Below are 21,809 nucleotides of genomic sequence, written 5' to 3' on the forward strand. Positions count from 1 at the left end.
GCCCGCCCCGCCATACGACATCACGAACCGATAGGACGTACATGACCCCGGACCTCGCGCCCTCCGTCCGCCCGTTCGCCGCCGATTCCGCAGCCGCCTCCGGCGAGCAGGCCGGCTGGTGGCGCAGCGCCGTCATCTACCAGGTGTACGTGCGCTCGTTCGCCGACAGCGACGGGGACGGCGTCGGCGACCTGCGCGGGATCCGCGAGCGGCTGCCGTACCTGGCCGGCCTCGGGGTGGACGCGCTGTGGCTGACGCCGTTCTACGCCTCCCCGCAGGCGGACGGGGGCTACGACGTGGCCGACTACCGGGCCGTCGACCCGCTGTTCGGGCAGCTGTCGGACGCCGACGACCTGGTGCGCGAGGCCCACCGGCTGGGCCTGCGGGTGATCGTGGACATCGTGCCCAACCACACCTCCGACCAGCACGTCTGGTTCCAGGAGGCGCTCGCGGACCGTCCGGGGGGGACGGCCCGCGCGCGCTACCACTTCCGGCCGGGCCGGGGCGAGGACGGGGAACTGCCGCCGAACGACTGGGAGTCGGTCTTCGGCGGCCCGGCCTGGACGCGGACGACGGACGCGGACGGCCGGCCCGGCGAGTGGTACCTGCACCTGTTCGCGCCCGAGCAGCCGGACCTGAACTGGGACAGCCCCGAGGTGCGCGAGGAGTTCGACTCCGTCCTGCGGTTCTGGCTGGACCTGGGCGTCGACGGCTTCCGCATCGACGTCGCGCACGGCATGGTCAAGGCGCCGGGCCTGCCCGACATCGGCCGCACCGAGCAGGCCAAGCTGATCGGGGCGCAGGTGCTGCCGTTCTTCGACCAGGACGGGGTGCACGAGATCCACCGCGCCTGGCGCAAGCTGCTGGACTCCTACCCCGGCGAGCGGGTGGGCGTGGCGGAGGCGTGGGCGCCGACCTCGGAGCGCCTGGCGCTGTACGTGCGCCCGGACGAGCTGCACCAGGCCTTCAACTTCCAGTTCCTGACCTGCGACTGGGACGCCGACGCCATGCGCGAGGTGATCGACCGGTCGCTGGCGGCGACCGCCTCGGTGGGGGCGCCCACGACGTGGGTGCTCTCCAACCACGACGTGGTGCGGCACGTGACCCGCTACGGCGCCGGCGACGGGGAGCTGGGCCGGACCCGGGCCCGGGCGGCGGCGCTGCTGATGCTGGCGCTGCCCGGCTCGGCGTACGTCTACCAGGGCGAGGAGCTGGGCCTGCCGGAGGTCGTGGACCTGCCGGACGAGGTGCGCCAGGACCCGGCGTTCTTCCGCGGCGACGGCCAGGACGGCCTGCGCGACGGCTGCCGGGTGCCGCTGCCGTGGTCGGGCGAGGCGGCCCCGTACGGCTTCGGGCCGGGCGGCAGCTGGCTGCCGCAGCCCGAGCAGTGGGCGGGGCTGTCGGTCGAGGCGCAGTCCGGCGATCCGCGCTCGATGCTGGAGCTGTACCGCTCGGCGCTCGCGCTGCGGCGGCAGCTGCCGGGCCTGGGCGACGGCGACATGGGCTGGCTCCAGGCGCCCGAGGGCGTGCTGGCCTTCAGCCGCCCCGGTTTCGTGTGCACCCTGAACACGCTGGGTGCCGAGGTGACGCTTCCCGTGCCGGGCCGTCCGGTGCTGGCGAGCGCAGCCCTGGAATTCGCGGGCGGTACGGTAAGGATTCCTTCGAATTCTTGTGTGTGGTGGGCAGTCTGAGATGCGACCGGTATCGTCACCTCCTGTGACCGCACGGCTGGCCGACATCGCCGCCCAGGCGGGTGTCAGCGAAGCGACCGTCAGCCGTGTCCTCAACGGGAAGCCGGGGGTGGCCGCCTCCACCCGTCAGTCGGTGCTGGCCGCGCTCGACGTGCTGGGCTACGAGCGGCCCGTACGGCTGCGCCAGCGCAGTGCCGGGCTGGTCGGGCTGATCACCCCGGAGCTGGACAACCCCATCTTCCCGGCGTTCGCCCAGGTGATCGGCCAGGCGCTGACCCGGCAGGGATACACGCCGGTGCTGGCCACGCAGACGCCGGGCGGCTCCACCGAGGACGAGCTGACGGAGATGCTCGTCGAGCGCGGCGTCGCCGGCATCCTCTTCGTCTCCGGGCTGCACGCGGACACCTCGGCGGACATGCAGCGCTACGAGCGGCTGCGTGCGCAGGGGGTGCCGTTCGTGCTGATCAACGGCTTTTCGCCGCAGGTCCGGGCGCCCTTCGTCTCTCCCGACGACCGGGCGGCGATGCGGCTGGCCGTCACCCATTTGGCGGCATTGGGGCACCGGCGCATAGGGCTCGCGGTGGGGCCGCGGCGGTACGTGCCGGTGCAGCGCAAGATCGAGGGCTTCGTGGCGAGCATGCGCGAGCAGCTCGGCCTGCCCGAGCCGGAGGCGGAGGCGCTGATACAGCATTCGCTGTTCACCCTTGAGGGTGGTCAGGCGGCGGCCGCCGCGCTGATCGACCGGGGGTGCACGGCGGTGGTGTGCGCGAGCGACATGATGGCGCTCGGGGTCGTCCGGGCGGCCCGGCAGCGGGGGCTCGAAGTGCCGCGCGACGTCTCGGTGGTGGGGTTCGACGACTCGCCGCTGATCGCCTTCACCGATCCGCCCCTGACGACCATTCGGCAGCCGGTGCAGTCGATGGGTCAGGCCGCGGTGCGGGCGTTGCTGGAGGAGGTCGGGGGGACGCCGGCGCCGCACAGCGAGTTCGTCTTCCTGCCCGAACTGGTCGTGCGGGGCTCGACCGCCTCGGTGCCCGGCGGGCGTTCCTGACGACGCGCGCGGGCCCTCGCGGGGGCCGGTGCACGGGGGTGGCGGGCGGCCGGTAACGATCGCTCGGGCGATCTGGCGCGGGGCGCTTTCTGGCAGACTGTTGGCCTATGGGTGAAGCGACAGTGAGGACTGTGCAAGGCCGGACGGCCGCTCCGCCACCCACCGACGAGCGCGCGGAGGGGCCGTCGGCGGGCCGCCCCCGGGCGCACGTCCTGCGCAGACCGCGCACGCCCCGGCACCCGCGCCTGTGGTTCGAGGTGCTGCTGATCGCAGTGAGTTACTGGACGTATTCGCTCATCCGCAACGCCGTGCCGGAGCAGCGCGCCGCGGCGCTGCGCAACGCCGACTGGATCTGGCAGACCGAGCAGAGCCTGCACATCGCCGTCGAGCACACGGTCAACAAGGCCGTGAATTCGGTGACGTGGCTGGTCGTGGGCATGAACTACTACTACGCCACGTTGCATTTCGTGCTGACGATCACGGTGCTGGTCTGGCTCTACCGCTGGCATCCGGGCCGATATTCGGCCGGCCGTCTGGCCCTGTTCGCCACCACCGGTGTGGCACTGCTCGGCTACTACCTGTATCCGCTCGCGCCGCCCCGGCTCATGCAGGGCCCGGGCTTCGTCGACACCGTCGTGGTGCACCACACCTGGGGCTCGATGGCCTCGGGCAACCTCGCCGACATGTCCAACCAGTACGCGGCCATGCCCTCCATGCACATCGGCTGGTCGGCCTGGTGCGGCGTCATGGTCGCCACCCTCGCCCGGGCCGCGTGGGTCCGCGTGCTGGCCGTGCTCTACCCGCTGGCGACGCTGGTGGTCATCGTCTCCACCGCCAACCACTTCTGGCTGGACGCGGTGGGCGGGCTGCTGTGCCTGGGGGTCGGTTTCGGCCTGTCCTACGCGTGGTTCGGGGCGTTCCCGCTGCGCCTGGCCCGCCGGGTGGCGAGCGGGCGCCCCTAGCGGGATCCTTGGTTCACCGGCCGCCCCGCGTCACCGGCCGCCCCGCGCGCCGTTGTGGCCGCCCCGCGAACCGTTGACCGACCCGTAGAACAACTCCTCGACCACGGCGCGGGCCCGGCGCGTGGTGCGCCGGTAGTCGTCCAGCATCTCCCCCACGTGGCCCGGCTCGTAGCCCAGGTAGCGGCCGACGGCGGCCAGCTCCCGGGCGTCGCCCGGGAAGGTGTCGCCGGGCCGGCCGCGCACCAGCATCACCGCGTTGCGCACGCTGGTGGCCAGCACCCACGCCTCGTCCAGGACGCGGGCCTGCTCGGCCGGGACGAGCCCCGCCGCGCAGGCCGCCGCGAGCGCCTCGCGGGTACGGGTGGTGCGCAGCGCCGGCACCGACCAGCCGTGCCGCATCTGCAGCAGCTGCACCGTCCACTCCACGTCCGACAGGCCGCCGCGGCCCAGTTTGGTGTGGGTGGTGGGGTCGGCGCCGCGCGGCAGCCGCTCGGACTCCATGCGTGCCTTCAGCCGGCGGATCTCGCGCACGGCGTCCTCGCCCAGGCCCTCGGCGGGATAGCGCAGCGGGTCGATCAGTTCGACGAAGCGCCGCCCGAGGTCCGCGTCGCCCGCCACCGGCTCGGCGCGCAGCAGGGCCTGGCTCTCCCACACCAGCGACCAGCGCCGGTAGTAGGCGGCGTAGGAGGCGAGGCTGCGCACGATCGGGCCGGACCGGCCCTCGGGGCGCAGGTCGGCGTCCACGATCAGCGGCGGATCGGTGGTGGGCAGCTGCAGGAGCCGGCGCATCTCGCCGGCCACGGCGTGGGCCGCCTTGGCGGCCTCCTCCTCGGGAACGCCCTCGCGGGGCTCGTGGACGAACAGGACGTCGGCGTCGGAGCCGTAGCCCTGCTCGTGGCCGCCGAAGCGGCCCATGCCGATGACGGCGAACCGGGTGGGCAGGGTCTCGCCCCACTCGGCCCGGACGGCGGCGCGCAGGGCGCCGGCGAGGGTGGCGGCATTGATGTCGGTCACGGCGTCGCCGACGATGCCGGCGCGGGCGGCGTGGTCGGCGCCGGCGGTCTCGGCCGCCCCGCGGGAGCCGGTGCCGTGCGCGCCGGAGGCGTGCGCCTCGGAGGGCGTTCCGGCCCGCCCGTAGGCGCCGATGATGTCGGCCGCGGCGGTGCGGAACAGCTCCCGACGGCGCACTCCGCGCACCGCGACGATGGCGGCCTCGGCGTCCTCGGCCCGGCCGACGGCGGCCAGCACCTCCTGCTCCAGTGCCTCGCGGGTACGGGGCCGCAGGCCGCCGGGGTCGCCGAGCAGGGCGACGGCCTCGGGGGCGCGCAGCAGCAGGTCGGGGGCGAGGCGGCCGGCGGAGAGCACCCGGGCGAGGTTCTCGGCGGCGGCGCCCTCGTCGCGCAGCAGCCGCAGGTACCAGGGGGTCCGGCCGAGGGCGTCGGAGACCTTGTGGAAGTTCAGCAGACCCGCGTCGGGGTCGGCGGAGTCGGCGAACCAGCCCAGCAGCACCGGCAGCAGCGTGCGCTGGATGGCCGCCTTGCGGGTCACCCCGGAGGCGAGCGCCTCCAGGTGGCGCAGGGCGCCGACGGGATCGGCGTACCCCAGGGCCTCCAGGCGCTGGCCGGCGGCCTTGGGGCTGAGCCGGATCTCGCCGGGTTCGAGCTGGGCGACGGCGTCCAGCAGCGGCCGGTAGAACAGCTTCTCGTGCAGCCGGCGCACCTCGCGGGTGTGCTGGCGCCACTGCGCGCCGAGCTCGGCGACCGGCTCGGTGCCCTGGGGCCAGCCGTGGGTGCGGGCCAGCGAGCGGCCCAGGCGCCGCAGGTCGGCCTCGGCCTCGGGCACGAGGTGGGTGCGGCGCAGCCGGTAGAGCTGGATGTGGTGCTCCATGGACCGCAGGAACCGGTAGGCGGCGTCCAGCGCCGCCGCGTCCGCGCGGCCGACGTACCCGCCGGCGGCGAGGGCGGCCAGCGCGTCCAGGGTGCCGGGCACGCGCAGGGTGGCGTCGCTGCGCCCGTGCACCAACTGCAGCAGCTGCACGGCGAATTCGACGTCGCGCAGGCCCCCGGGGCCCAGCTTCAGCTCGCGCTCCAGCTGGCCCGCGGGGATGGAGGCGACCACGCGCCGGCGCATCTGTTGCACGTCGGCGACGAAGTTCTCCCGCTCGGCGGCCTGCCACACCAGCTGCGAGACGGCCTCGGCGTACGCGCCTCCCAGCGCCGCGTCGCCCGCCACCGGCCGGGCCTTGAGCAGCGCCTGGAACTCCCAGGTCTTGGCCCACCGCTGGTAGTAGGCGAGATGGCTGCTCAGGGTGCGTACGAGGGGCCCGTTGCGGCCCTCGGGGCGCAGATTGGCGTCCACGGGCCAGATGGTGCCCTCGGGCGTGACGTCGGAGCACACCCGCATCATTCGCGAGGCCAGCCGGGTGGCGGCCTGCAGGGCCCGGCCCTCCGGCGTCTCCCCCCGCGGCTCGGCCACGAAGATGACGTCGACGTCGGAGACGTAGTTCAGTTCCCGGCCGCCGCACTTGCCCATGCCGATGACGGCCAGCCGGCAGGCGGCGGCGTCGGCCGGCTGCTCCTCCTCGGCCACGGCCAGCGCGGCGCGCAGCGTGGCGGTGGCCAGGTCGGCGAGTTCGGCGGCGGTCGTCGACAGGTCGGTGCTGCCGCTGACGTCGCGGGCGGCGATGCCCAGCAGGGCCCGGCGATAGGCGGCGCGCAGCGCGTCGGGCGCCGGCAGGCCGCGCTCGCGGCCGCCGCGCATGCCCTCGGCCAGGGCCCGCTCGAACTGCGCCACGTCCGGGCGCAGATCGGCCGGTTCGAAGTCGTGCAGGACGTGCCAGTCGCCGGGGTGGCGGGCCAGGTGGTCACCGAGCGCCTCGGAGGCGCCGAGCACCCCCAGCAGCCGGTCGCGCAGCGGCTTGGCGGCCACCAGCGTCTCCAGCAGCGCCCGGCGCTCGCCGGCGTCCCGCTCGGCCTCCTCCAGCCGCACCAGCCCGCGCAGCGCGAGGTCGGGGTCGGCGGCCGCGCCGAGCGCGTCGAGCAGCACCGGGTCGGCGCCCACGGAGGCCAGCCCCGGCCCTTCGAGCAGCCTTTCGGCGGCTGCGGGATCCGTGAAGCCGTACCTCAGCAACCGGGTGTACGTACTGCTCCGCCGCCCCTGCGGCACGGTCATCGCCTGCCTCCCGCTCCGGTGCCCGCCGATCAGACCACGAACGAGCCTAGTGCCCAGCGCCCCCGTAGGGGGCGCGGGGCAGCGTCGATCTGCGGCTGCCGCCGCGCGGGCGCGATCGGCCACCGGCGGCCTGCGGCCGAAGCGCTACCCCGGCGTCCGGGCGCAGCACGGCAGTGCATCTGCAGGCACGTCGTGGCTTGTCGCGCAGTTCCCCGCGCCCCTGACGGGGCGCCCCGAAGGGGCGCGGGGAACTGCGCGATCGGCCACCGACGGCCCGCAGTCGAGGGCGCCGCCCCTACGGGGCACCGTCGTGATCGGTCGGCGCGGAGCGCAGGAGTGCCGCCGCGGACTCGCGCGTCCAGTGTCCGTCCGCTCCCGGACAGCCGGCCAGGTACGCGGCCGCGCGCTCCGCGCCCCAGCCGTGCGCCTCGGCCAGGCCGGCGGCGATGTGCCGCAGGTACGCCGCCGACGGCGGGTTGCCGGGCACCTCGCGGTGGCCCCAGGGCGCGGTGAAGGTCAGCACCGGGTGCCCCTCCAGCGTGCCGGGGCACACCAGCGTCTCGTAGCGCCCGGGCCCCAGGACGAGCCGGGAGCCGGCCCGGACGCGGCTGAGGTCCAGGTCCCGGTCCCGGCCCGGCTCGCGGTACATCTCCTGCGCGGCGACGTCGCAGAACTGCGCGGCGGTGAGCAGATAGCCGCGGGCGGCCGTCGTACCGGCGCCGTCGGGGTCGTAGAACGCCCGTCCGCCGCGCCACACGGGCGACTCGGTGGCGAAGTACAGCACTCCCGGCAGCATCAGCGGCACCGACCGCTCCGGCGGACGCGGGTCCCGGCAGCCGGGGTACGTCCGCCGTGCCCCGGCCGGCCTGCCCCCGGTGAGGTAGCAGCGTAAGCGCCGCGCGTGCATGTTCGACCCGAAGGCCGCGTACCAGACGCGGCCGGGGGCGCTCACAGCACCGGCAGCATCTTGCGCAGCTCGAAGGCGGTGACTTCGGAGCGGTACTCCTCCCATTCCTGCTTCTTGTTGCGCAGGAAGAAGTCGAAGACGTGCTCGCCGAGGGTCTCGGCGACGAGCTCGCTGCGCTCCATCAGCTCGATGGCCTCGCCGAGGTTCTGCGGCAGCGGCTCGATGCCCATCGCGCTGCGCTCGGCGTCCGACAGCGCCCACACGTCGTCGTCGGCGCCGGGCGGGAGTTCGTACCCCTCCTCGATGCCCTTCAGGCCCGCGGCGAGCAGGACCGCGTAGGTCAGGTAGGGGTTGGCGCCGGAGTCGATGGAGCGCACCTCGACGCGCGTGGAGCCGGTCTTGCCCGGCTTGTACATGGGCACCCGGATCAGGGCCGAGCGGTTGTTGTGGCCCCAGCAGATGTACGACGGCGCCTCGCCGCCGGCACCGGCGGTGCGCTTGGAGCCGCCCCAGATGCGCTTGTAGGAGTTGACCCACTGGTTGGTGACGGCCGAGGTCTCCCCCGCGTGCCGCAGCAGGCCGGCGATGAACGAGCGGCCCACCTTCGACAACTGGTACTCGGCGCCCGACTCGTGGAAGGCGTTGCGGTCGCCCTCGAAGAGGGACAGGTGGGTGTGCATGCCCGACCCCGGGTACTCCGAGAAGGGCTTCGGCATGAACGTGGCGTGCACGCCCTGCTCCAGTGCCACCTGCTTCATCACCAGGCGGAAGGTCATGATGTTGTCGGCCGTCGACAGCGCGTCGGCGTACCTCAGGTCGATCTCCTGCTGTCCCGGCGCGCCCTCGTGGTGGCTGAACTCCACCGAGATGCCCATCGATTCGAGCATGGTGATGGCCTGGCGGCGGAAGTCCATGCCGACGTTCTGCGGGGTGTGGTCGAAGTAGCCGGAGTTGTCGGCGGGCACCGGCCGGCTGCCGTCGACCGGCTTGTCCTTCAGCAGGAAGAACTCGATCTCGGGGTGGGTGTAGAAGGTGAATCCGAGGTCGGAGGTCTTGGCCAGGATGCGCTTGAGCACGTAGCGCGGGTCGGCGTAGGACGGCGAGCCGTCCGGCATCAGGATGTCGCAGAACATCCGTGCCGTGCCGGGGGCCTCGGCGCGCCAGGGCAGGATCTGGAAGGTGCCCGGATCCGGCTTGGCGATCATGTCGGACTCGTAGACGCGGGCGAAGCCCTCGATCGCGGACCCGTCGAAGCCGATGCCCTCGTCGAACGCCTGCTCAAGCTCGGCCGGCGCGACCGCCACGGACTTCAGGTACCCCAGGACGTCGGTGAACCACAGCCGGACGAACCGGATGTCGCGCTCTTCGAGCGTGCGGAGCACGAACTCCTGCTGCTTATCCATAGCTACCTATCCTTGCAGGTCAGACGGCTCGTTTCACCCGGCGTCGAGCTGGCGGCCGGCACGGGCCGGACCTTGAGTATCACGTCCCCGGGTTACCGGCGGGTTTCCGTTCGGATCCGGCCTTGCGGCCTATGGGTGCATCGTACTGACGCGCGGACGAAATCCACTGCCCAGCGCATACCCCCGCAGGCGGCCGGCGGCCTGCTCAGCCCCGCAGGCGGTGCACGTACGGCGTTGCCAGGACCGCCGCCGCGACGGACTGGGGGCGGTCGTGCATCAGCAGGTGGCCGGCCGGGGCCACGGCCTCGAAGCGGGCGTCGAGGCGGGCGGCCAGGGCGCGCTGGCGGTGCAGCCAGCGGCGTTCGGGGCCGGAGTCGCTGCCGGTGGAGGCGGCCAGGAAGGTGATGGGTACGGGCGGCAGGCCGCGGTGGGTGCGCAGGTCCTCCAGCTCGGCGGCGACGTCGCGGTAGCGGGCGTTCTCCATGACGACGGCGCGGGCGACGCGGCTGCTGCCGTAGACGCGGCGCACCAGGTCGGCGGGGACGGGGTCGCGGCGGCGCACGGAGGCGGAGCGGGCGGTCAGCCGGCGCAGGGCCGGGCCGAGGGCGTGGGGCAGGCCGGCGGCGCCGATGGCCAGGCCGCGCAGGCGGGCGGCGGCGGTGCGCAGCTCGCGGGCCGCGACGGGGCGGGCGTCCTCCTCGACGCTGCTGTCGACGAGGACGAGGCCGGCCGTGCGCTCGGGGTGGAGCCGGGCGAACGCCTCGGCGTGCAGGCCCGCGAGCGAGTGGCCGACGACGGTGACGGGGGTGGCCAGGCCCAGGGCGTCGAGGACGCCGGCGATGCGGGCGGCCTCGCCGGCGGCGGTGGGCGGTTCGGTGGCGGGGGCGCTGAAGCCCAGGCCGGGGCGGTCGAAGCGGACGACCGTGCGGTAGGGGGCGAGGAGGGGGACGACGGGGTCCCAGTCGAACCAGGCCATGCCGAGCCCGGGGCTGAGCACGCAGACCGGGCCCGAGCCCTCGCACAGCACGTGCAGGGGGATCCCGCCGACGCGCAGCATCCGCCCCGGTGGCCGTGCCGTACCGCTCATGGGACCCCCCTCGGTCCGTGCGTCGCCGTGTGCGTGCCCCGTGGCGCGGACGGGGCACGCACAAGCTACTCGACGGCGCCGTCGCGCCGGTGCCCGGCCGCCACCCAGTGCGGCTTGCGCAGGGCGAGGAAGGCCAGCGGGGCGAGGAAGCCGAGGGTGAGCAGGCCGCCGCCGACGATGAGCAGGTAGCGCCACAGCGGCTGGCCGCCGAACTGCTCCGGCGGGACGAAGCCGATGCACATCGCGGCGGCGGAGGCGGCGAAGCCGACGCCGGCGACCAGGTGCAGGGCCGGGACGCGGAAGCCGCGGGGCGCGTCGGGGCGGGTGCGGCGCAGCCGGATGGCGGCGGCGAACATCAGCAGGTAGACGACGAGGTAGATCTGCGTGGTGACGACCGAGAAGATCCAGTAGGCGCTGGAGACGTCGGGGATGAAGGCGTACAGCAGCGCGATGACGGTGGTCAGGCCGCCCTGGGCGATCATGATGGTGGTCGGCACGCCGTGCCGGTTGAGCTTCTGCAGGGCCGGCGGCAGGTAGCCCTCCTGCCGGGAGACCATCAGCAGGCCCTTGGCGGGCCCGGCGAGCCAGGTGAGCATGCCGCCGAGCGCCGCGGCCACGAGCAGCACGCCGACGACCTTGGTCAGCCAGCCCACGCCGAAGTGGTCGAAGAAGCCCTGGAAGGCCTGCATGACGCCGGCCGTCAGGCTCAGGTCCTTGCCCGGCATGACCCAGCTGATGGCCAGGGCGGGCAGGACGAAGATCAGCAGGACGAGGCCGGTGGCGGCGAACATCGCGCGCGGGTAGTCCTTGCCGGGCTCGCGCAGGGCCCCGACGTGCACGCCGTTCATCTCCATGCCGGCGTAGGACAGGAAGTTGTTGACGATGAGCACGAGGCTGGCCAGGCCGGCCCACGGCGGCAGCACGTGCGAGGAGTCCATGGGCGCGGCCGAGGGGTTGCCCTGGGCGAGGAAGACCATGCCGAGCACGACGAGGACGATGCCGGGGATCAGCGTTCCGACGACCAGTCCGGCGCTGGAGAGGCCGGCCACGGCCTTGGTGCCGCGCGAGGAGATCAGCACGCCGGCCCAGTAGATGACGACGATGACGACGGCGATGTACAGGCCGTTGTCCGCCAGCGACGGGTCGACGATGTAGGCGAAGGTGCTCGCGACGTAGGCCAGCAGGCTGGGGTAGTACGCGATGGTCATCGCGAACTGGCACCACACGGCGAGGAAGCCGAGCGGCTTGGACAGCCCCTCGCTCACCCACCGGTAGACGCCGCCGGGCCAGCCGGAGGCCAGTTCGGCGGAGACCAGGGCGGTCGGCAGCAGGAAGACGACGGCGGGCAGCAGGTAGAGGAAGACGGCGGCCAGGCCGAAGAGGGCCATCGAGGGCGAAGGGCGCAGGTTGGCCACGGAGGCGGTGGTCATCATCGCGAGCGTGGCCCACGAGATGAACTGCGTCTGCGTGCCTCCCGGCGCGGGAGCGGCGACGGGCGCAGCGGTGGAGGGACGTTCGTCCCGAACCTGGTCCGTGAGGGTCATGGGGGAAGAGCGTCCTTCGGGCCGTGCGTCAAACGATTTCGTCCAATGATCGGGCCTTCGCACCACTGCGCGCACATCCGTCCCGGGCGCACGCCTGGCGCTTGCATACCCCTCGGGGGTAAGGTGCCCGGCAAGATCCAGGGGCTCGGGAGGCAGGCGGTGCAAGGACGGCGCGGGATCGCCGCCCGGTGCGGGCGGCCGCTGCTGCTCGCCGCGCTCCTGCTCGGAATCGTGACCATGCACACACTCGGGCACCCCGGCGGTCACGCCGAGGGGCCCCGCGCGGCGGCGGCCACAACAACGGCGGTCACGACACCAGGGCATCACGCACGGCATCACGCAGGGCATCACGCCGGCGCGCACGCCCCGGGACGGCACCACGAGGGCGGCGGTACGGCTCCCGCCATGGACCCGTCGTCCGTGTGCCTGGCCGTCCTCGCCGCCGGCTGGACCCTGGCGGCCCTGCTCGCCCTGGCCGGCCTGTGCCACCGCGGCGCGGGCCCCGCGCCCGCGGCCCGGCCGTGGTTCTCCCGTGCCCTGTGGCCCCACCCGCCCCCGCCCCGGCACAAATCCCTCGCCCGGTTGTCGGTGCTGCGCGTATAGGCGGCAGCGCGCGCTCGCTGCTGCCCGTACACACCACCGATCACCGAGGTATCCCCCATGTCCACCTCCCGCCGCGCCGTGCTCGGCGCGGGACTCGGCCTGGCCGGAACCGGCCTGCTCGCCGCCTGCTCGACCGGCTCCGCCGCACCCGACCGCGGCCCCTCCTACGTCTCCCCCGGCGGCGAGGAGGTCGCCTCCGCGGAGGCGCGGCGCCCCTTGGGCCCCGTACGCTCCTTCTCCCTCACCGCGACCCCCGCGCGGCTCGACCTGGGCGCCGGCCGCACGGTCGCGTCGTGGGCCTACGGCGACGCGCTGCCCGGCAAGGAGATCCGCCTGACCGCGGGCGAGACGCTCGCGCTGTCCCTGGCCAACCACCTGCCCGTCCCCACCTCCGTGCACTGGCACGGCCTCGCCCTGCGCAACGACATGGACGGCGTCCCGGGCCTGACCCAGCGACCCGTCACGGCGGGCGCCTCCTTCGACTACCGCTTCGCGGTGCCGCGCCCGGGCATGTACTGGCTGCACCCGCACACCGGCGTGCAGCAGGACCGCGGGCTGTACGCGCCGCTGATCGTGGCGGATCCCAAGGAGCCGCTGGCGTACGACAAGGAGTGGGTCGTCGTCCTCGACGACTGGGTCGACGGAGTCGACGGCAGCACGCCGGACGCGGTGCTCGCGGAGCTCCGCAAGGGCATGGGCGGCATGGAAGGCATGGACCACGGCTCCACGGGCGGCATGGACCACGGCGGGATGGACCACGGCGGCATGAGCCATGGCGGGATGGACCACGGGGCCGCGTCACCCGCGCCCAGCGGCCCGCCGCGCATGCTGATGGGCGCCACCAGCCCGTACCTCGGCGGGGACGCCGGCGACGTGGCGTATCCGTACTACCTGGTCAACGGCCGGGTCCCGGAGGACCCGCAGACCTTCACCGCCCGGCCGGGCGACCGGATCCGGATCCGCTTCCTCAACGCCGGCGGGGACACCGCCTTCCGCGTGGCCCTGGGCGACCACCGGATGACCGTCACCCATACGGATGGTTTCCCCGTCGAGCACGTCCAGACCGACACGTTGCTGCTGGGTATGGGCGAGCGGTACGACGTCCTGGTCGAGGCCAAGGACGGCGTCTTCCCGCTGACGGTCCTGGCCGAGGGCAAGGACCGCACGGCGCTGGCGGTGCTGCGCACGGGCGGCGGCGCGGCGCCGGGCGCGGACGTACGTCCCCGGGAGCTGTCCGGCGCGCCGCTGACCGCCTCCCGCCTGCGGGCGGCCGCGGGCGCGGCGTTGCCGGAGCGCCGGCCGGACCGGACGCTCACGCTGCGGCTGACGGGGTCGATGGCGAAGTACGACTGGGCGGTCAACGGGAAGCCGTACGACCCGGAGCGGCGCCTGCCGGTGCGGGCGGGCGAGCGCGTACGGCTGGTGTTCGTCAACGACACCACCATGTGGCACCCGATGCACCTGCACGGCCACACCTTCGCGCTGCCGGGCGGCGGGCCGCGCAAGGACACGGCGATCGTGCTGCCGGGCAAGCGACTGGAGGCCGACTTCGACGCGGACAACCCGGGGCTGTGGATGATCCACTGCCACAACGTCTACCACGCGGAGTCGGGGATGATGACGATCCTCGGTTACCGGAAGTAACTCCCCACACGGAGCGCCGCCGCACGACCGGTGCGGCGGCGTCCACCCCCATTGCGTCAGTCAGACGATTACACTGGCGACGTGGCTCACCTTCGTCTCGCCCTGAACCAGATCGACTCCACCGTCGGGGACATCGCCGGCAACGCGGAGGCGATCGTCCGCTGGACCCGCCACGCGGCCGAGCACGGCGCCCATCTGGCCGCGTTCCCCGAAATGGCCCTGACGGGCTACCCCGTCGAGGACCTGGCGCTGCGCCGCTCCTTCGTCAGCGCCGGCCGCCGGGCGCTGCACGACCTCGCCGCCCGCCTGCAGCAGGAGGGCCTCGGCGAGCTGCCGGTCGTCGTCGGCTACCTCGACCACAGCGAGGAGGCCCGCCCCAAGCTGGGCCGCCCGGCCGGCGCCCCGCGCAACGCCGCCGCCGTCCTGCACCGCGGCGCGGCCGTGCTCACCTTCGCCAAGCACCACCTGCCCAACTACGGCGTCTTCGACGAGTTCCGCTACTTCGTGCCCGGCGAGACCCTGCCGGTGGTGCGGGTGCACGGCGTGGACGTGGCCCTGGCCATCTGCGAGGACCTCTGGCAGGAGGGTGGCCGCGTGCCGGCCGCGCGCACCGCCGGCGCCGGGCTGCTGCTGTCCATCAACGCCTCCCCCTACGAGCGGGAGAAGGACGACACCCGCCTGGAGCTGGTGCGCAAGCGCGCCCAGGAGGCCGGCTGCACGCTCGCCTACCTCGCCAGCACCGGCGGCCAGGACGAACTGGTCTTCGACGGAGACTCCATCGTCGTCGGCCCCGACGGCGAGGTCGTCGCCCGCGCCCCGCAGTTCGAGGAGACCTGCCTCGTCCTCGACCTCGACCTGCCCGCGGCCCCGGCGCAGGCCCCCTCGGGCGTCGTCGACGACGGGCTGCGCATCGAGCACGTCACGCTCTCCACCGACGTCCTGCCCGCCCGCGAACCGGAGTTCACCGGCGGCCGCGCCCGGCACCTCGGCGACGACGAGGAGGTCTACACCGCCCTGGTGACGGGCCTGCGCGCGTACGTCCGCAAGAACAACTTCCGCAGCGTCCTGATCGGCCTGTCCGGCGGCATCGACTCGGCCCTCGTCGCCGCCCTCGCCTGCGACGCGGTCGGCGCGGCCGACGTGTACGGCGTGGCCATGCCCTCGCGCTACTCCTCCGAGCACTCCCTGGCCGACGCCGAGGAACTCGCCCGGCGCACCGGCCTGAACTTCCGCACCGTCCCCATTGCCCCCATGTTCGACGCGTACATGGGCGCGCTCGGCCTGACCGGCCTGGCCGAGGAGAACCTCCAGTCACGGCTGCGCGGCACGATGCTGATGGCCATCTCCAACCAGGAAGGCCACATCGTCCTCGCCCCCGGCAACAAGTCCGAGCTCGCCTGCGGCTATTCCACGCTCTACGGCGACTCGGTCGGCGCGTACGGCCCCATCAAGGACGTCTACAAGACCGCCATCTTCCGCCTGGCCCGCTGGCGCAACCAGGCCGCCGCCGAACGCGGCGAGACCCCGCCCATCCCCGAGAACTCCATCACCAAGCCCCCGAGCGCCGAACTGCGCCCGGGCCAGGTCGACACGGACTCCCTGCCGGACTACGAGGTCCTCGACCGCATCCTGGAGCTGTACGTCGACCGCGACCGCGGGCGCGCGGAGATCGTGGCGGAGGGGTACGACGAGGAACTGGTGACGAAGGTGCTGCGCCTGGTGGACACGGCGGAGTACAAGCGCCGCCAGTACCCCCCGGGCACGAAGATCTCCCCCAAGGGCTTCGGCAAGGACCGCCGCCTGCCGATCACGAACGCGTGGCGCGAGACGGTGTGAGGCGTCGCGTCAGCCGACCCAGTCGTTGAGCGGCTCGGTGTCCAGCCCGATGCCCACGGGGTCGGGAAGGCGCACCGACTTCCCGAACGGGACGGTCTCCGCCAGCTCGTAGCGCATTCCGTCGGGCCGGCTGTGGACGGTGATCTCACGCGAGTCCCGGTCGATCAGGAGATAGACCGGGATGCCCGACTCGGCATAGGCACGGGGCTTGTCGATACGGTCACGCAGGTGTGTGTCGGAGTCGTAGGAGGTGACCTCCACGACCATCAGAACCTGGTCGGCGGAGGCCCACTCGCCCTCACCGATGAAGGCGTCGCTGGGGGCGAGCGTGCCGTCCGGGCGGGCGTACCCCTTTCGGTACGTCTCGACCTTCAGTCCCTGCTCGTGCAGCCACAGATCGGGGCGGGCCTGCATGCAGATGCGCGTGAGCCACTGGATGATGCGGCCGTGAACACCGTCGGGCACCGGCTTGATCCCCACCCTTCCGCGGATGAACTCGTACCGTGGGCCTTCGACGGCACGAGCGGCAGCACGCGCGAAATCCTCGAACTCCTCGGGCAGCATCTGCGGCCGGTCGGACACCGCGGTCATGAGCTGGCCTCCTCGCAACGTCGGGGCACTCCCCAAATCCGGACGATACAGGTTTCCGCCCTGGGTGGCCCTCGGAACGGGCGGCACCGGGGATCACTTCGCCCCGCGCACCACCAGGCCCGCCAGAAGGTGCTGCGTCGCCTCCGTCACCGCCTCCACCGCCTCGTCGAAGACGGCCCGGTTGTGGGCGGCCGGGGTGTGGAAGCCGGAGACCTTGCGGACGTACTGGAGGGCGGCGGCCCTGACGTCGTCCTCGCTCACCTCAGGCGTGGTCGGCGGTCTCAGCGTCTTGATGCTGCGGCACATGCTCCAAGTGTGCACCCGCGACCACGCGCGACCCGCCGTCGCGGTCCAGTGCACCCGCTGTCACCGCGATCGCCAGGCCGACCACGGCCAGGGCCGCGCCCACCATCGTGGGGGACGTCCAGCCCCATCCCGCCGCGATGGCCGCGCCGCCGAGCCAGGCGCCGCCCGCGTTGGCGAGGTTGAAGGCCGAGTGGTTGGAGGCCGCGGCCAGGGTCGGCGCGTGCCGCGCCTTGTGCATGACGAGCATCTGCAGGGGTGTGGTGGTCATGAAGCCGACCGCGCCGAGCAGCACCACCGTCACGAGCGCCGCCCACTTCACGTGGACCGCGAAGTCGAAGAGCACGAGGACGACCGCCAGCGCGCCCAGCGACCCGTACAGCGTGGCGCGGGGGGCGCGGTCGGTGAGGCGGCCGGCGGCGAGGGCGCCGAGGGTCATGCCGGTGCCGAAGAGGGCCAGCACGAGCGTGACGGACGTCTCGGAGAAGCCGGTGACCTCGGTGCTCATGGAGGCGAGGTAGCTGTAGACGGCGAAGACGCCGGCGAAGCCGAAGACGGCGGTGAGCAGGGCGAGCAGCACCTGCGGGGCGCCCAGGGCGCGGACCTCGCGGGCGAGGCCGCCGCCCTCCTCGCGCGGGATGGGCGGGACGAGCAGGGCGAGCGCGCCGACGGCGAGGACGCCGATCCCGGCGACGACCAGGAACGTGGCGCGCCAGCCCAGGTGCTGGCCGAGCAGCGTGGCGGTGGGCACGCCGACGACGTTGGCGACGGTCAGGCCGAGGAACATCGTGGCGACGGCCCGTGCCTGGCGCCCGCGGGCGGCCAGCTGGGTGGCGACGACGGAGCCGACGCCGAAGAACGCGCCGTGCGGCAGCCCGGCCAGGACGCGGGCGGCGACGAGCAGCCCGAAGGTGGGGGCGAGCGCGGAGGCGAGGTTGCCGATGGTGAAGAGCACCATGAGCAGGACGAGCATGAGCTTGCGCGGGAGGCGGGCGCCGAGTGCGGCCAGCAGCGGGGCGCCGACGACCACGCCGAGGGCGTAGGCGGAGACGAGGTACCCGGCGGTGGGCACGGAGGTGTGGAGGTCGCCGGCGACGTTGGGCAGCAGGCCCATCATCACGAACTCGGTGGTTCCGATGCCGAAGGCCGAGACTGCGAGGGCGAGCAGCGCCAAGGGCATGGGGGTGCTGCCTTTCGGGTGGGACGCGGGGGGACGTGCGGGATGTGCGGGACGTGCGGGGACGTCCGGGGCAAGCCCTCCACCCTAAAGGAGCCCGGCGCGGGCCTTGGGTTCAGATCTTCATCCGCGCCGCGATGGGCAGGTGGTCGCTGGGGGTGGCGGGCAGCGTCCAGGCGGAGACGGGGTCCATGCCGCGGACCATGATCTGGTCGATGCGCGCCATGGGGAAGCCGGCCGGCCAGCTGAAGCCGAAGCCGTTGCCGGCGGCGCCCTGGGCGGAGCGCAGCTGGGAGGTGATGGGGGCCAGGGAGCGGTCGTTCATGGTGCCGTTGAGGTCGCCGAGGAGGACGACCTTCCGGACGGGCTCCTGGGCGATCTCCCGGCCCAGCGCCTCGGCGCTGTTGTCGCGCTGGCCGGCGGTGAAGCCGGCGTTGAACTTCACGCGCACCGAGGGCAGGTGGGCGACGTAGACGGCGACGGGTCCGCGGGGGGATTCGACGGTGGCGCGCAGGGCGCGGGTCCAGCCCATCTTGATGTCGACGGGGCGGGCGTCGCGCAGCGGGTACTTGCTCCAGATGCCGACGGTGCCCTGCACGGAGTGGTACTTGTACGTGCCCGCCAGCGCCTTCTCGTAGCGGGAAGCATCGCTGAACTCCTCCAGGGCGACGACGTCCGCACCGGAGGCGGCGACGGCGCGGGCGGTGCCGGCCGGGTCGGGGTTGCCGGCGTTGACGTTGTGGGTGGCGACGGTGAAGTCGCCGCCCTTGCCGGACTTGTCGGTCAGCAGCCCGCCGAAGAGGTTGACCCAGGCGACGGCCGGCAGCAGCAGGGCGATCAGCGCGGTCACCGACCGGCGCAGGACGGCGCCCACCAGGAGCACCGGGATCAGCAGGCCCAGCCAGGGCAGGAAGGTTTCGGTGAGGCTGCCGAGGTTGCCGACCCGGTTGGGGATCTCGGCGTGCAGGACCATCAGCAGGCCCAGCACGACGGCGAGCGCCGCGAGGACGAGGCCGCGCCGCCATATGCCCGGTCCCCGCCAGCCGTCGGGGCCGGTCAGGCGCTCGCGCCACCGCTCCAGGAGGCCCCGGGCTCCGGCACCGGTCCGCGGACCCGTCTCCTGAAGGCCCGTCTGCTCCATGTACGCCTGCGGCATCGGTCGTCCTCACTGCTTGCGTCTGCTGCTCCCGGCCCACGACGATAGGTGATCTTCGCGTCCGGTCCTGCCGTGCGCCCCCTGGGCGGGGCGTCGGGGAGGAGGACGACCGTCCGTCGCGCCCGGGTTCCTGCCGGCCGGCCGCAGCGGGCCCCTGTGACAGAACGGGCACATTCGGACCACACGGCCGTCATACGGACCGGGGCGGTGCGCTCGGCGGAGCCGCACGCAGTGCGCTCAGCGAGGCCGTACGCGGTGCGCTCAGCGGGGCCGTACGCGGGGTCGTACGCCCTCCAGGACGGTGTCGACGATCGTCTCGGCCAGGCCCTCGGGCAGCTCCTGCCAGTCGTGCAGGACCGCCCGGGCGAGCATGGGGCCGGTGAACAGGTCGGTGAGCAGGCCCACGTCCACCCCCGGGCGGACCTCGCCGGTGGCCACCCCGCGCCGCAGCACCTCGGCGAAGGCCCGGCGCCGGGCGGCGACGACCGTCTCGTGGTACTCCCGCCACAGCCTGGGGTGGGCCCGCACCTGGGCGATCACCGTGCGCAGGACGGCGGAGGAGCGCCCCGCAAGGCCCCGCCGGCGCAGGTGCTCCAGCAGGGCGACGAGGTCGTCGCGCACGCAGGCGCCCTGCAGGACGGGGGCGGTGTCGTCGTCGAGGGAGCGCAGGACGTCCAGCAGGAGCTCCTCCTTGCCCGCCCAGCGCCGGTAGACGGCGGCCTTGCCCACCCCGGCCTCGCGGGCCGTGCGCTCGATCGACAGCTCGCCGATGCCCACGCCCTCCTCCAGCTGCCGCAGCACGGCCTCGACGACGGCGCGGTCGACGGCGGCGCTGCGCGGCCGGCCGGGCCGCGCCGCCGGCGTCCCGTTCGCCGACCGGCTCGCCGACCGGCTCACTGCCCGGCTCACTGCCCGGCTCACTGCCCGGCTCCCGCCTGCTCCTTCTCCGCGCCCGGCCGGGCCGTGCGGGCCCCGGCGCGGGCCGCGTCGTGCGCCGGCAGGAACAGGAAGGCGACGGCCGCGCCCGCCAGCGCGACCGCGGCGCCGCACAGCACGGTGACGTGCATGGCGTGGACGAACGCCTCGCGGGCGGCACCGACCAGGTGCCGGCCCTGCGGGCCGAGGCGGTCGGCGACGCCCAGGGTGGCCTCGATGGACTCGCCGGCGGTGCGCCGGGCCTCGTCCGTCAGCCCGGGTACGGCGTCGAGGTCGCCGGAGATGCCCCGGCGGTAGGTGGTGGAGAGCAGGGAGCCCAGGACGGCCACGCCGAGTGCCCCGCCGACCTGCCGGAAGGTGTTGTTCACGGCGGAGCCGGAGCCGGCCTTCTCGCGGGGCAGCGACTGCATGATCGAGACGGTGGCGGGCGGGGTGATGTGGGCCATGGCGGTGCCCTGGAAGAGGAAGAGCACCTCCAGGCCCCAGATGGGCGTGTCGGTGTCCATCAGGGAATAGCCGGCCATGGTCGCGGCCATCACGACCATGCCGGTGGTGCACACCGCCCGGGCGCCGAAGCGTTCGACGGCCAGCCGGGCGCGGGGGGCGAAGACCATCTGGGCGGCGGCCAGCGGCAGCATCAGCAGGCCGCTCTGCAGCGGGGTGAAGCCGCGGGCGCTCTGGGTATAGAAGACCATGAAGAAGGTCACGCCCATCAGCCCGAAGAAGACCAGCCCCAGCGAGGTGACCGCGGCGGAGAAGGCCGGGTTGCGGAAGTAGCGCACGTCGAGCGCGGGGTGGGTGCTGCGCCGCTCGTGCAGGACGAAGGCGGTCAGCACCAGCAGTCCGCCGCCGACGGTGCCGTAGACCTCGGGGACGGTGAAGTCGGCGAGCTGGCCGCCCTTGATGATGCCGTAGACCAGCAGGACCAGCCCGACGACGGACAGCAGCACGCCGGCGGGGTCGAGCCGGCCCGGGCGGGGGTCCTTGGAGTCGGGCACGAGCACGGTCATGGCGATCAGGGCGGCGGCGACGATCGGCAGGTTGATCAGGAACACCGAGCCCCACCAGAACCGGCTGAGCAGCAACCCGCCGGTCACCGGCCCTATGGCGATGGCGAGCCCGACCGCCCCGGCCCAGATGCCGATCGCCCTGGGCTGCTCCTCGCGCTCGAAGACGTTCATGATGATCGCGAGCGTGGCGGGCATCACGAAGGCCCCGCCGAAGCCCATCAGGGCGCGGTAGGCGATCAGCTCCTCGGGCGAGCCGGCCACGGAGGCGAGCGCGGAGCCGACGGCGAAGACCGTCATGCCGCACAGCAGCACCTTCTTGCGGCCCAGCCGGTCGCCCAGCAGGCCGGCGGTGAACAGCATCCCGGCGAAGACGAGGGTGTAGGCGTTGATCGCCCACTCCAGCTGGCTCTGGGTGGCTCCCAGCCCGGTGGGCGCGGGCTGGGAGATCTTCTTCATCGCCACGTTGAGGACGGAGTTGCCGAGGACGACGACGAGCAGGCTGCACAGCAGGACGGCCAGGATCGCCCAGCGTCTGCGGTGGACGGTGTCGTGGGGTGCCATGTCGTGGGGTGCCATGGACACAACCCTAGGTGCGTTTCGATACGAACCCGTTCCGTATCGCAGGGCTGTGCCCCGGATGGCCCGGTGCGTGCACCCGGCTTCCCCGGCCGCGGAGGGCGTGTCAGCATGGAGGGGATCCGGGGACGCCGTGAGGGCGCCTCGAGACGACAACACAG

General features: G+C 73.6%; 17 protein-coding genes. 6 read left to right on the forward strand and 11 right to left on the reverse strand.

Annotated features, from left to right (window positions below; genetic code table 11):
- Window positions 1-41 precede the first annotated feature (41 nt).
- The 3 genes from ABD361_RS10485 (at window position 42) to ABD361_RS10495 (ending at window position 3,704) form a co-directional block, all read left to right on the forward strand.
- Window positions 42-1,691, forward strand: coding sequence for a glycoside hydrolase family 13 protein (locus ABD361_RS10485; protein WP_344434670.1), 1,650 nt, complete (start codon window positions 42-44; stop codon window positions 1,689-1,691).
- Window positions 1,692-1,716: 25 nt separating this feature from the next.
- Window positions 1,717-2,742, forward strand: coding sequence for a LacI family DNA-binding transcriptional regulator (locus ABD361_RS10490; protein ID WP_344434671.1), 1,026 nt, complete (start codon window positions 1,717-1,719; stop codon window positions 2,740-2,742).
- Between the two features lie 107 nt (window positions 2,743-2,849).
- Complete coding sequence (locus ABD361_RS10495) at window positions 2,850-3,704, forward strand: phosphatase PAP2 family protein (protein WP_344434672.1); 855 nt, start codon at window positions 2,850-2,852, stop codon at window positions 3,702-3,704.
- Between the two features lie 30 nt (window positions 3,705-3,734).
- Here ABD361_RS10495 and ABD361_RS10500 read toward each other — a convergent pair whose 3' ends face one another.
- From ABD361_RS10500 to gadC, 5 genes are all read right to left on the reverse strand, one after another.
- Complete coding sequence (locus ABD361_RS10500; protein ID WP_344434673.1) at window positions 3,735-6,875, reverse strand: bifunctional [glutamine synthetase] adenylyltransferase/[glutamine synthetase]-adenylyl-L-tyrosine phosphorylase; 3,141 nt, start codon at window positions 6,873-6,875, stop codon at window positions 3,735-3,737.
- A 295-nt stretch (window positions 6,876-7,170) separates the two neighbouring features.
- Window positions 7,171-7,782 (reverse strand): histone deacetylase, encoded by a 612-nt coding sequence (locus ABD361_RS10505; RefSeq protein WP_344434960.1) that lies wholly within the window; start codon window positions 7,780-7,782, stop codon window positions 7,171-7,173.
- Between the two features lie 41 nt (window positions 7,783-7,823).
- A complete protein-coding gene (glnA, locus tag ABD361_RS10510; protein WP_344434674.1) occupies window positions 7,824-9,185 on the reverse strand; it encodes a type I glutamate--ammonia ligase in 1,362 nt (453 codons plus the stop codon).
- A 205-nt stretch (window positions 9,186-9,390) separates the two neighbouring features.
- The gene (locus tag ABD361_RS10515) at window positions 9,391-10,272 is read right to left on the reverse strand and encodes an alpha/beta fold hydrolase (protein ID WP_344434675.1); all 882 of its coding nucleotides are present in this window, start codon (window positions 10,270-10,272) and stop codon (window positions 9,391-9,393) included.
- Between the two features lie 65 nt (window positions 10,273-10,337).
- Window positions 10,338-11,816, reverse strand: a complete 1,479-nt coding sequence (gene gadC, locus ABD361_RS10520) for a glutamate/gamma-aminobutyrate antiporter GadC (protein WP_344434676.1) — start codon at window positions 11,814-11,816, stop codon at window positions 10,338-10,340.
- Between the two features lie 405 nt (window positions 11,817-12,221).
- Between gadC and ABD361_RS10525 the strand changes: the two genes are divergently transcribed.
- From ABD361_RS10525 to ABD361_RS10535, 3 genes are all read left to right on the forward strand, one after another.
- Window positions 12,222-12,419 carry a hypothetical protein gene (locus tag ABD361_RS10525; protein ID WP_344434677.1) on the forward strand — a complete coding sequence of 66 codons (198 nt, stop codon included), beginning with the start codon at window positions 12,222-12,224 and terminating at the stop codon, window positions 12,417-12,419.
- Window positions 12,420-12,476: 57 nt separating this feature from the next.
- Entirely contained in the window at window positions 12,477-14,063 is a 1,587-nt protein-coding gene (locus ABD361_RS10530; RefSeq protein ID WP_344434678.1) for a multicopper oxidase family protein, read from the forward strand.
- 81 nt (window positions 14,064-14,144) lie between these two features.
- Window positions 14,145-15,899 carry an NAD+ synthase gene (locus ABD361_RS10535; RefSeq protein WP_344434679.1) on the forward strand — a complete coding sequence of 585 codons (1,755 nt, stop codon included), beginning with the start codon at window positions 14,145-14,147 and terminating at the stop codon, window positions 15,897-15,899.
- Window positions 15,900-15,908: 9 nt separating this feature from the next.
- Here the strand turns inward: ABD361_RS10535 and ABD361_RS10540 are convergent, their stop codons facing one another.
- The 6 genes from ABD361_RS10540 to ABD361_RS10565 all read right to left on the reverse strand — a co-directional run bounded on the left by ABD361_RS10540 (window position 15,909) and on the right by ABD361_RS10565 (window position 21,648).
- Window positions 15,909-16,490 (reverse strand): Uma2 family endonuclease, encoded by a 582-nt coding sequence (locus ABD361_RS10540; RefSeq protein WP_344434681.1) that lies wholly within the window; start codon window positions 16,488-16,490, stop codon window positions 15,909-15,911.
- Between the two features lie 93 nt (window positions 16,491-16,583).
- Window positions 16,584-16,796: a DUF2277 domain-containing protein gene (locus ABD361_RS10545; RefSeq protein ID WP_344434682.1), complete on the reverse strand. Its 213-nt coding sequence runs from the start codon at window positions 16,794-16,796 to the stop codon at window positions 16,584-16,586.
- The gene (locus ABD361_RS10550; RefSeq protein WP_344434683.1) at window positions 16,753-17,973 is read right to left on the reverse strand and encodes an MFS transporter; all 1,221 of its coding nucleotides are present in this window, start codon (window positions 17,971-17,973) and stop codon (window positions 16,753-16,755) included. The genes ABD361_RS10545 and ABD361_RS10550 overlap by 44 nt, the downstream gene beginning before the upstream one ends.
- Window positions 17,974-18,085: 112 nt before the next feature.
- Window positions 18,086-19,126, reverse strand: a complete 1,041-nt coding sequence (locus ABD361_RS10555) for an endonuclease/exonuclease/phosphatase family protein (protein WP_344434684.1) — start codon at window positions 19,124-19,126, stop codon at window positions 18,086-18,088.
- Window positions 19,127-19,387: 261 nt separating this feature from the next.
- Window positions 19,388-20,035 (reverse strand): TetR/AcrR family transcriptional regulator, encoded by a 648-nt coding sequence (locus tag ABD361_RS10560; protein WP_344434685.1) that lies wholly within the window; start codon window positions 20,033-20,035, stop codon window positions 19,388-19,390.
- A gap of 8 nt (window positions 20,036-20,043) precedes the next feature.
- Entirely contained in the window at window positions 20,044-21,648 is a 1,605-nt protein-coding gene (locus ABD361_RS10565) for an MFS transporter (RefSeq protein ID WP_344434686.1), read from the reverse strand.
- Window positions 21,649-21,809 lie beyond the last annotated feature (161 nt).

This window comes from Streptomyces luteosporeus, from assembly GCF_039532865.1.
In the GTDB taxonomy this organism is placed as follows: domain Bacteria; phylum Actinomycetota; class Actinomycetes; order Streptomycetales; family Streptomycetaceae; genus Streptomyces; species Streptomyces luteosporeus.

What these genes read in the sequence shown, in the direction of transcription:
- ABD361_RS10540 (WP_344434681.1), bottom strand. Translation starts at nt 16,490, where the DNA reads ATGACCGCGGTGTCCGACCGGCCGCAGATGCTGCCCGAGGAGTTCGAG.
- ABD361_RS10505 (WP_344434960.1), bottom strand. Translation starts at nt 7,782, where the DNA reads ATGCACGCGCGGCGCTTACGCTGCTACCTCACCGGGGGCAGGCCGGCC.
- glnA (WP_344434674.1), bottom strand. Translation starts at nt 9,185, where the DNA reads ATGGATAAGCAGCAGGAGTTCGTGCTCCGCACGCTCGAAGAGCGCGAC.
- ABD361_RS10545 (WP_344434682.1), bottom strand. Translation starts at nt 16,796, where the DNA reads ATGTGCCGCAGCATCAAGACGCTGAGACCGCCGACCACGCCTGAGGTG.
- ABD361_RS10515 (WP_344434675.1), bottom strand. Translation starts at nt 10,272, where the DNA reads ATGAGCGGTACGGCACGGCCACCGGGGCGGATGCTGCGCGTCGGCGGG.
- ABD361_RS10550 (WP_344434683.1), bottom strand. Translation starts at nt 17,973, where the DNA reads ATGCCCTTGGCGCTGCTCGCCCTCGCAGTCTCGGCCTTCGGCATCGGA.
- ABD361_RS10525 (WP_344434677.1), top strand. Translation starts at nt 12,222, where the DNA reads ATGGACCCGTCGTCCGTGTGCCTGGCCGTCCTCGCCGCCGGCTGGACC.
- ABD361_RS10555 (WP_344434684.1), bottom strand. Translation starts at nt 19,126, where the DNA reads ATGCCGCAGGCGTACATGGAGCAGACGGGCCTTCAGGAGACGGGTCCG.
- ABD361_RS10530 (WP_344434678.1), top strand. Translation starts at nt 12,477, where the DNA reads ATGTCCACCTCCCGCCGCGCCGTGCTCGGCGCGGGACTCGGCCTGGCC.
- ABD361_RS10565 (WP_344434686.1), bottom strand. Translation starts at nt 21,648, where the DNA reads ATGGCACCCCACGACATGGCACCCCACGACACCGTCCACCGCAGACGC.
- ABD361_RS10495 (WP_344434672.1), top strand. Translation starts at nt 2,850, where the DNA reads ATGGGTGAAGCGACAGTGAGGACTGTGCAAGGCCGGACGGCCGCTCCG.
- ABD361_RS10485 (WP_344434670.1), top strand. Translation starts at nt 42, where the DNA reads ATGACCCCGGACCTCGCGCCCTCCGTCCGCCCGTTCGCCGCCGATTCC.
- gadC (WP_344434676.1), bottom strand. Translation starts at nt 11,816, where the DNA reads ATGACCCTCACGGACCAGGTTCGGGACGAACGTCCCTCCACCGCTGCG.
- ABD361_RS10500 (WP_344434673.1), bottom strand. Translation starts at nt 6,875, where the DNA reads ATGACCGTGCCGCAGGGGCGGCGGAGCAGTACGTACACCCGGTTGCTG.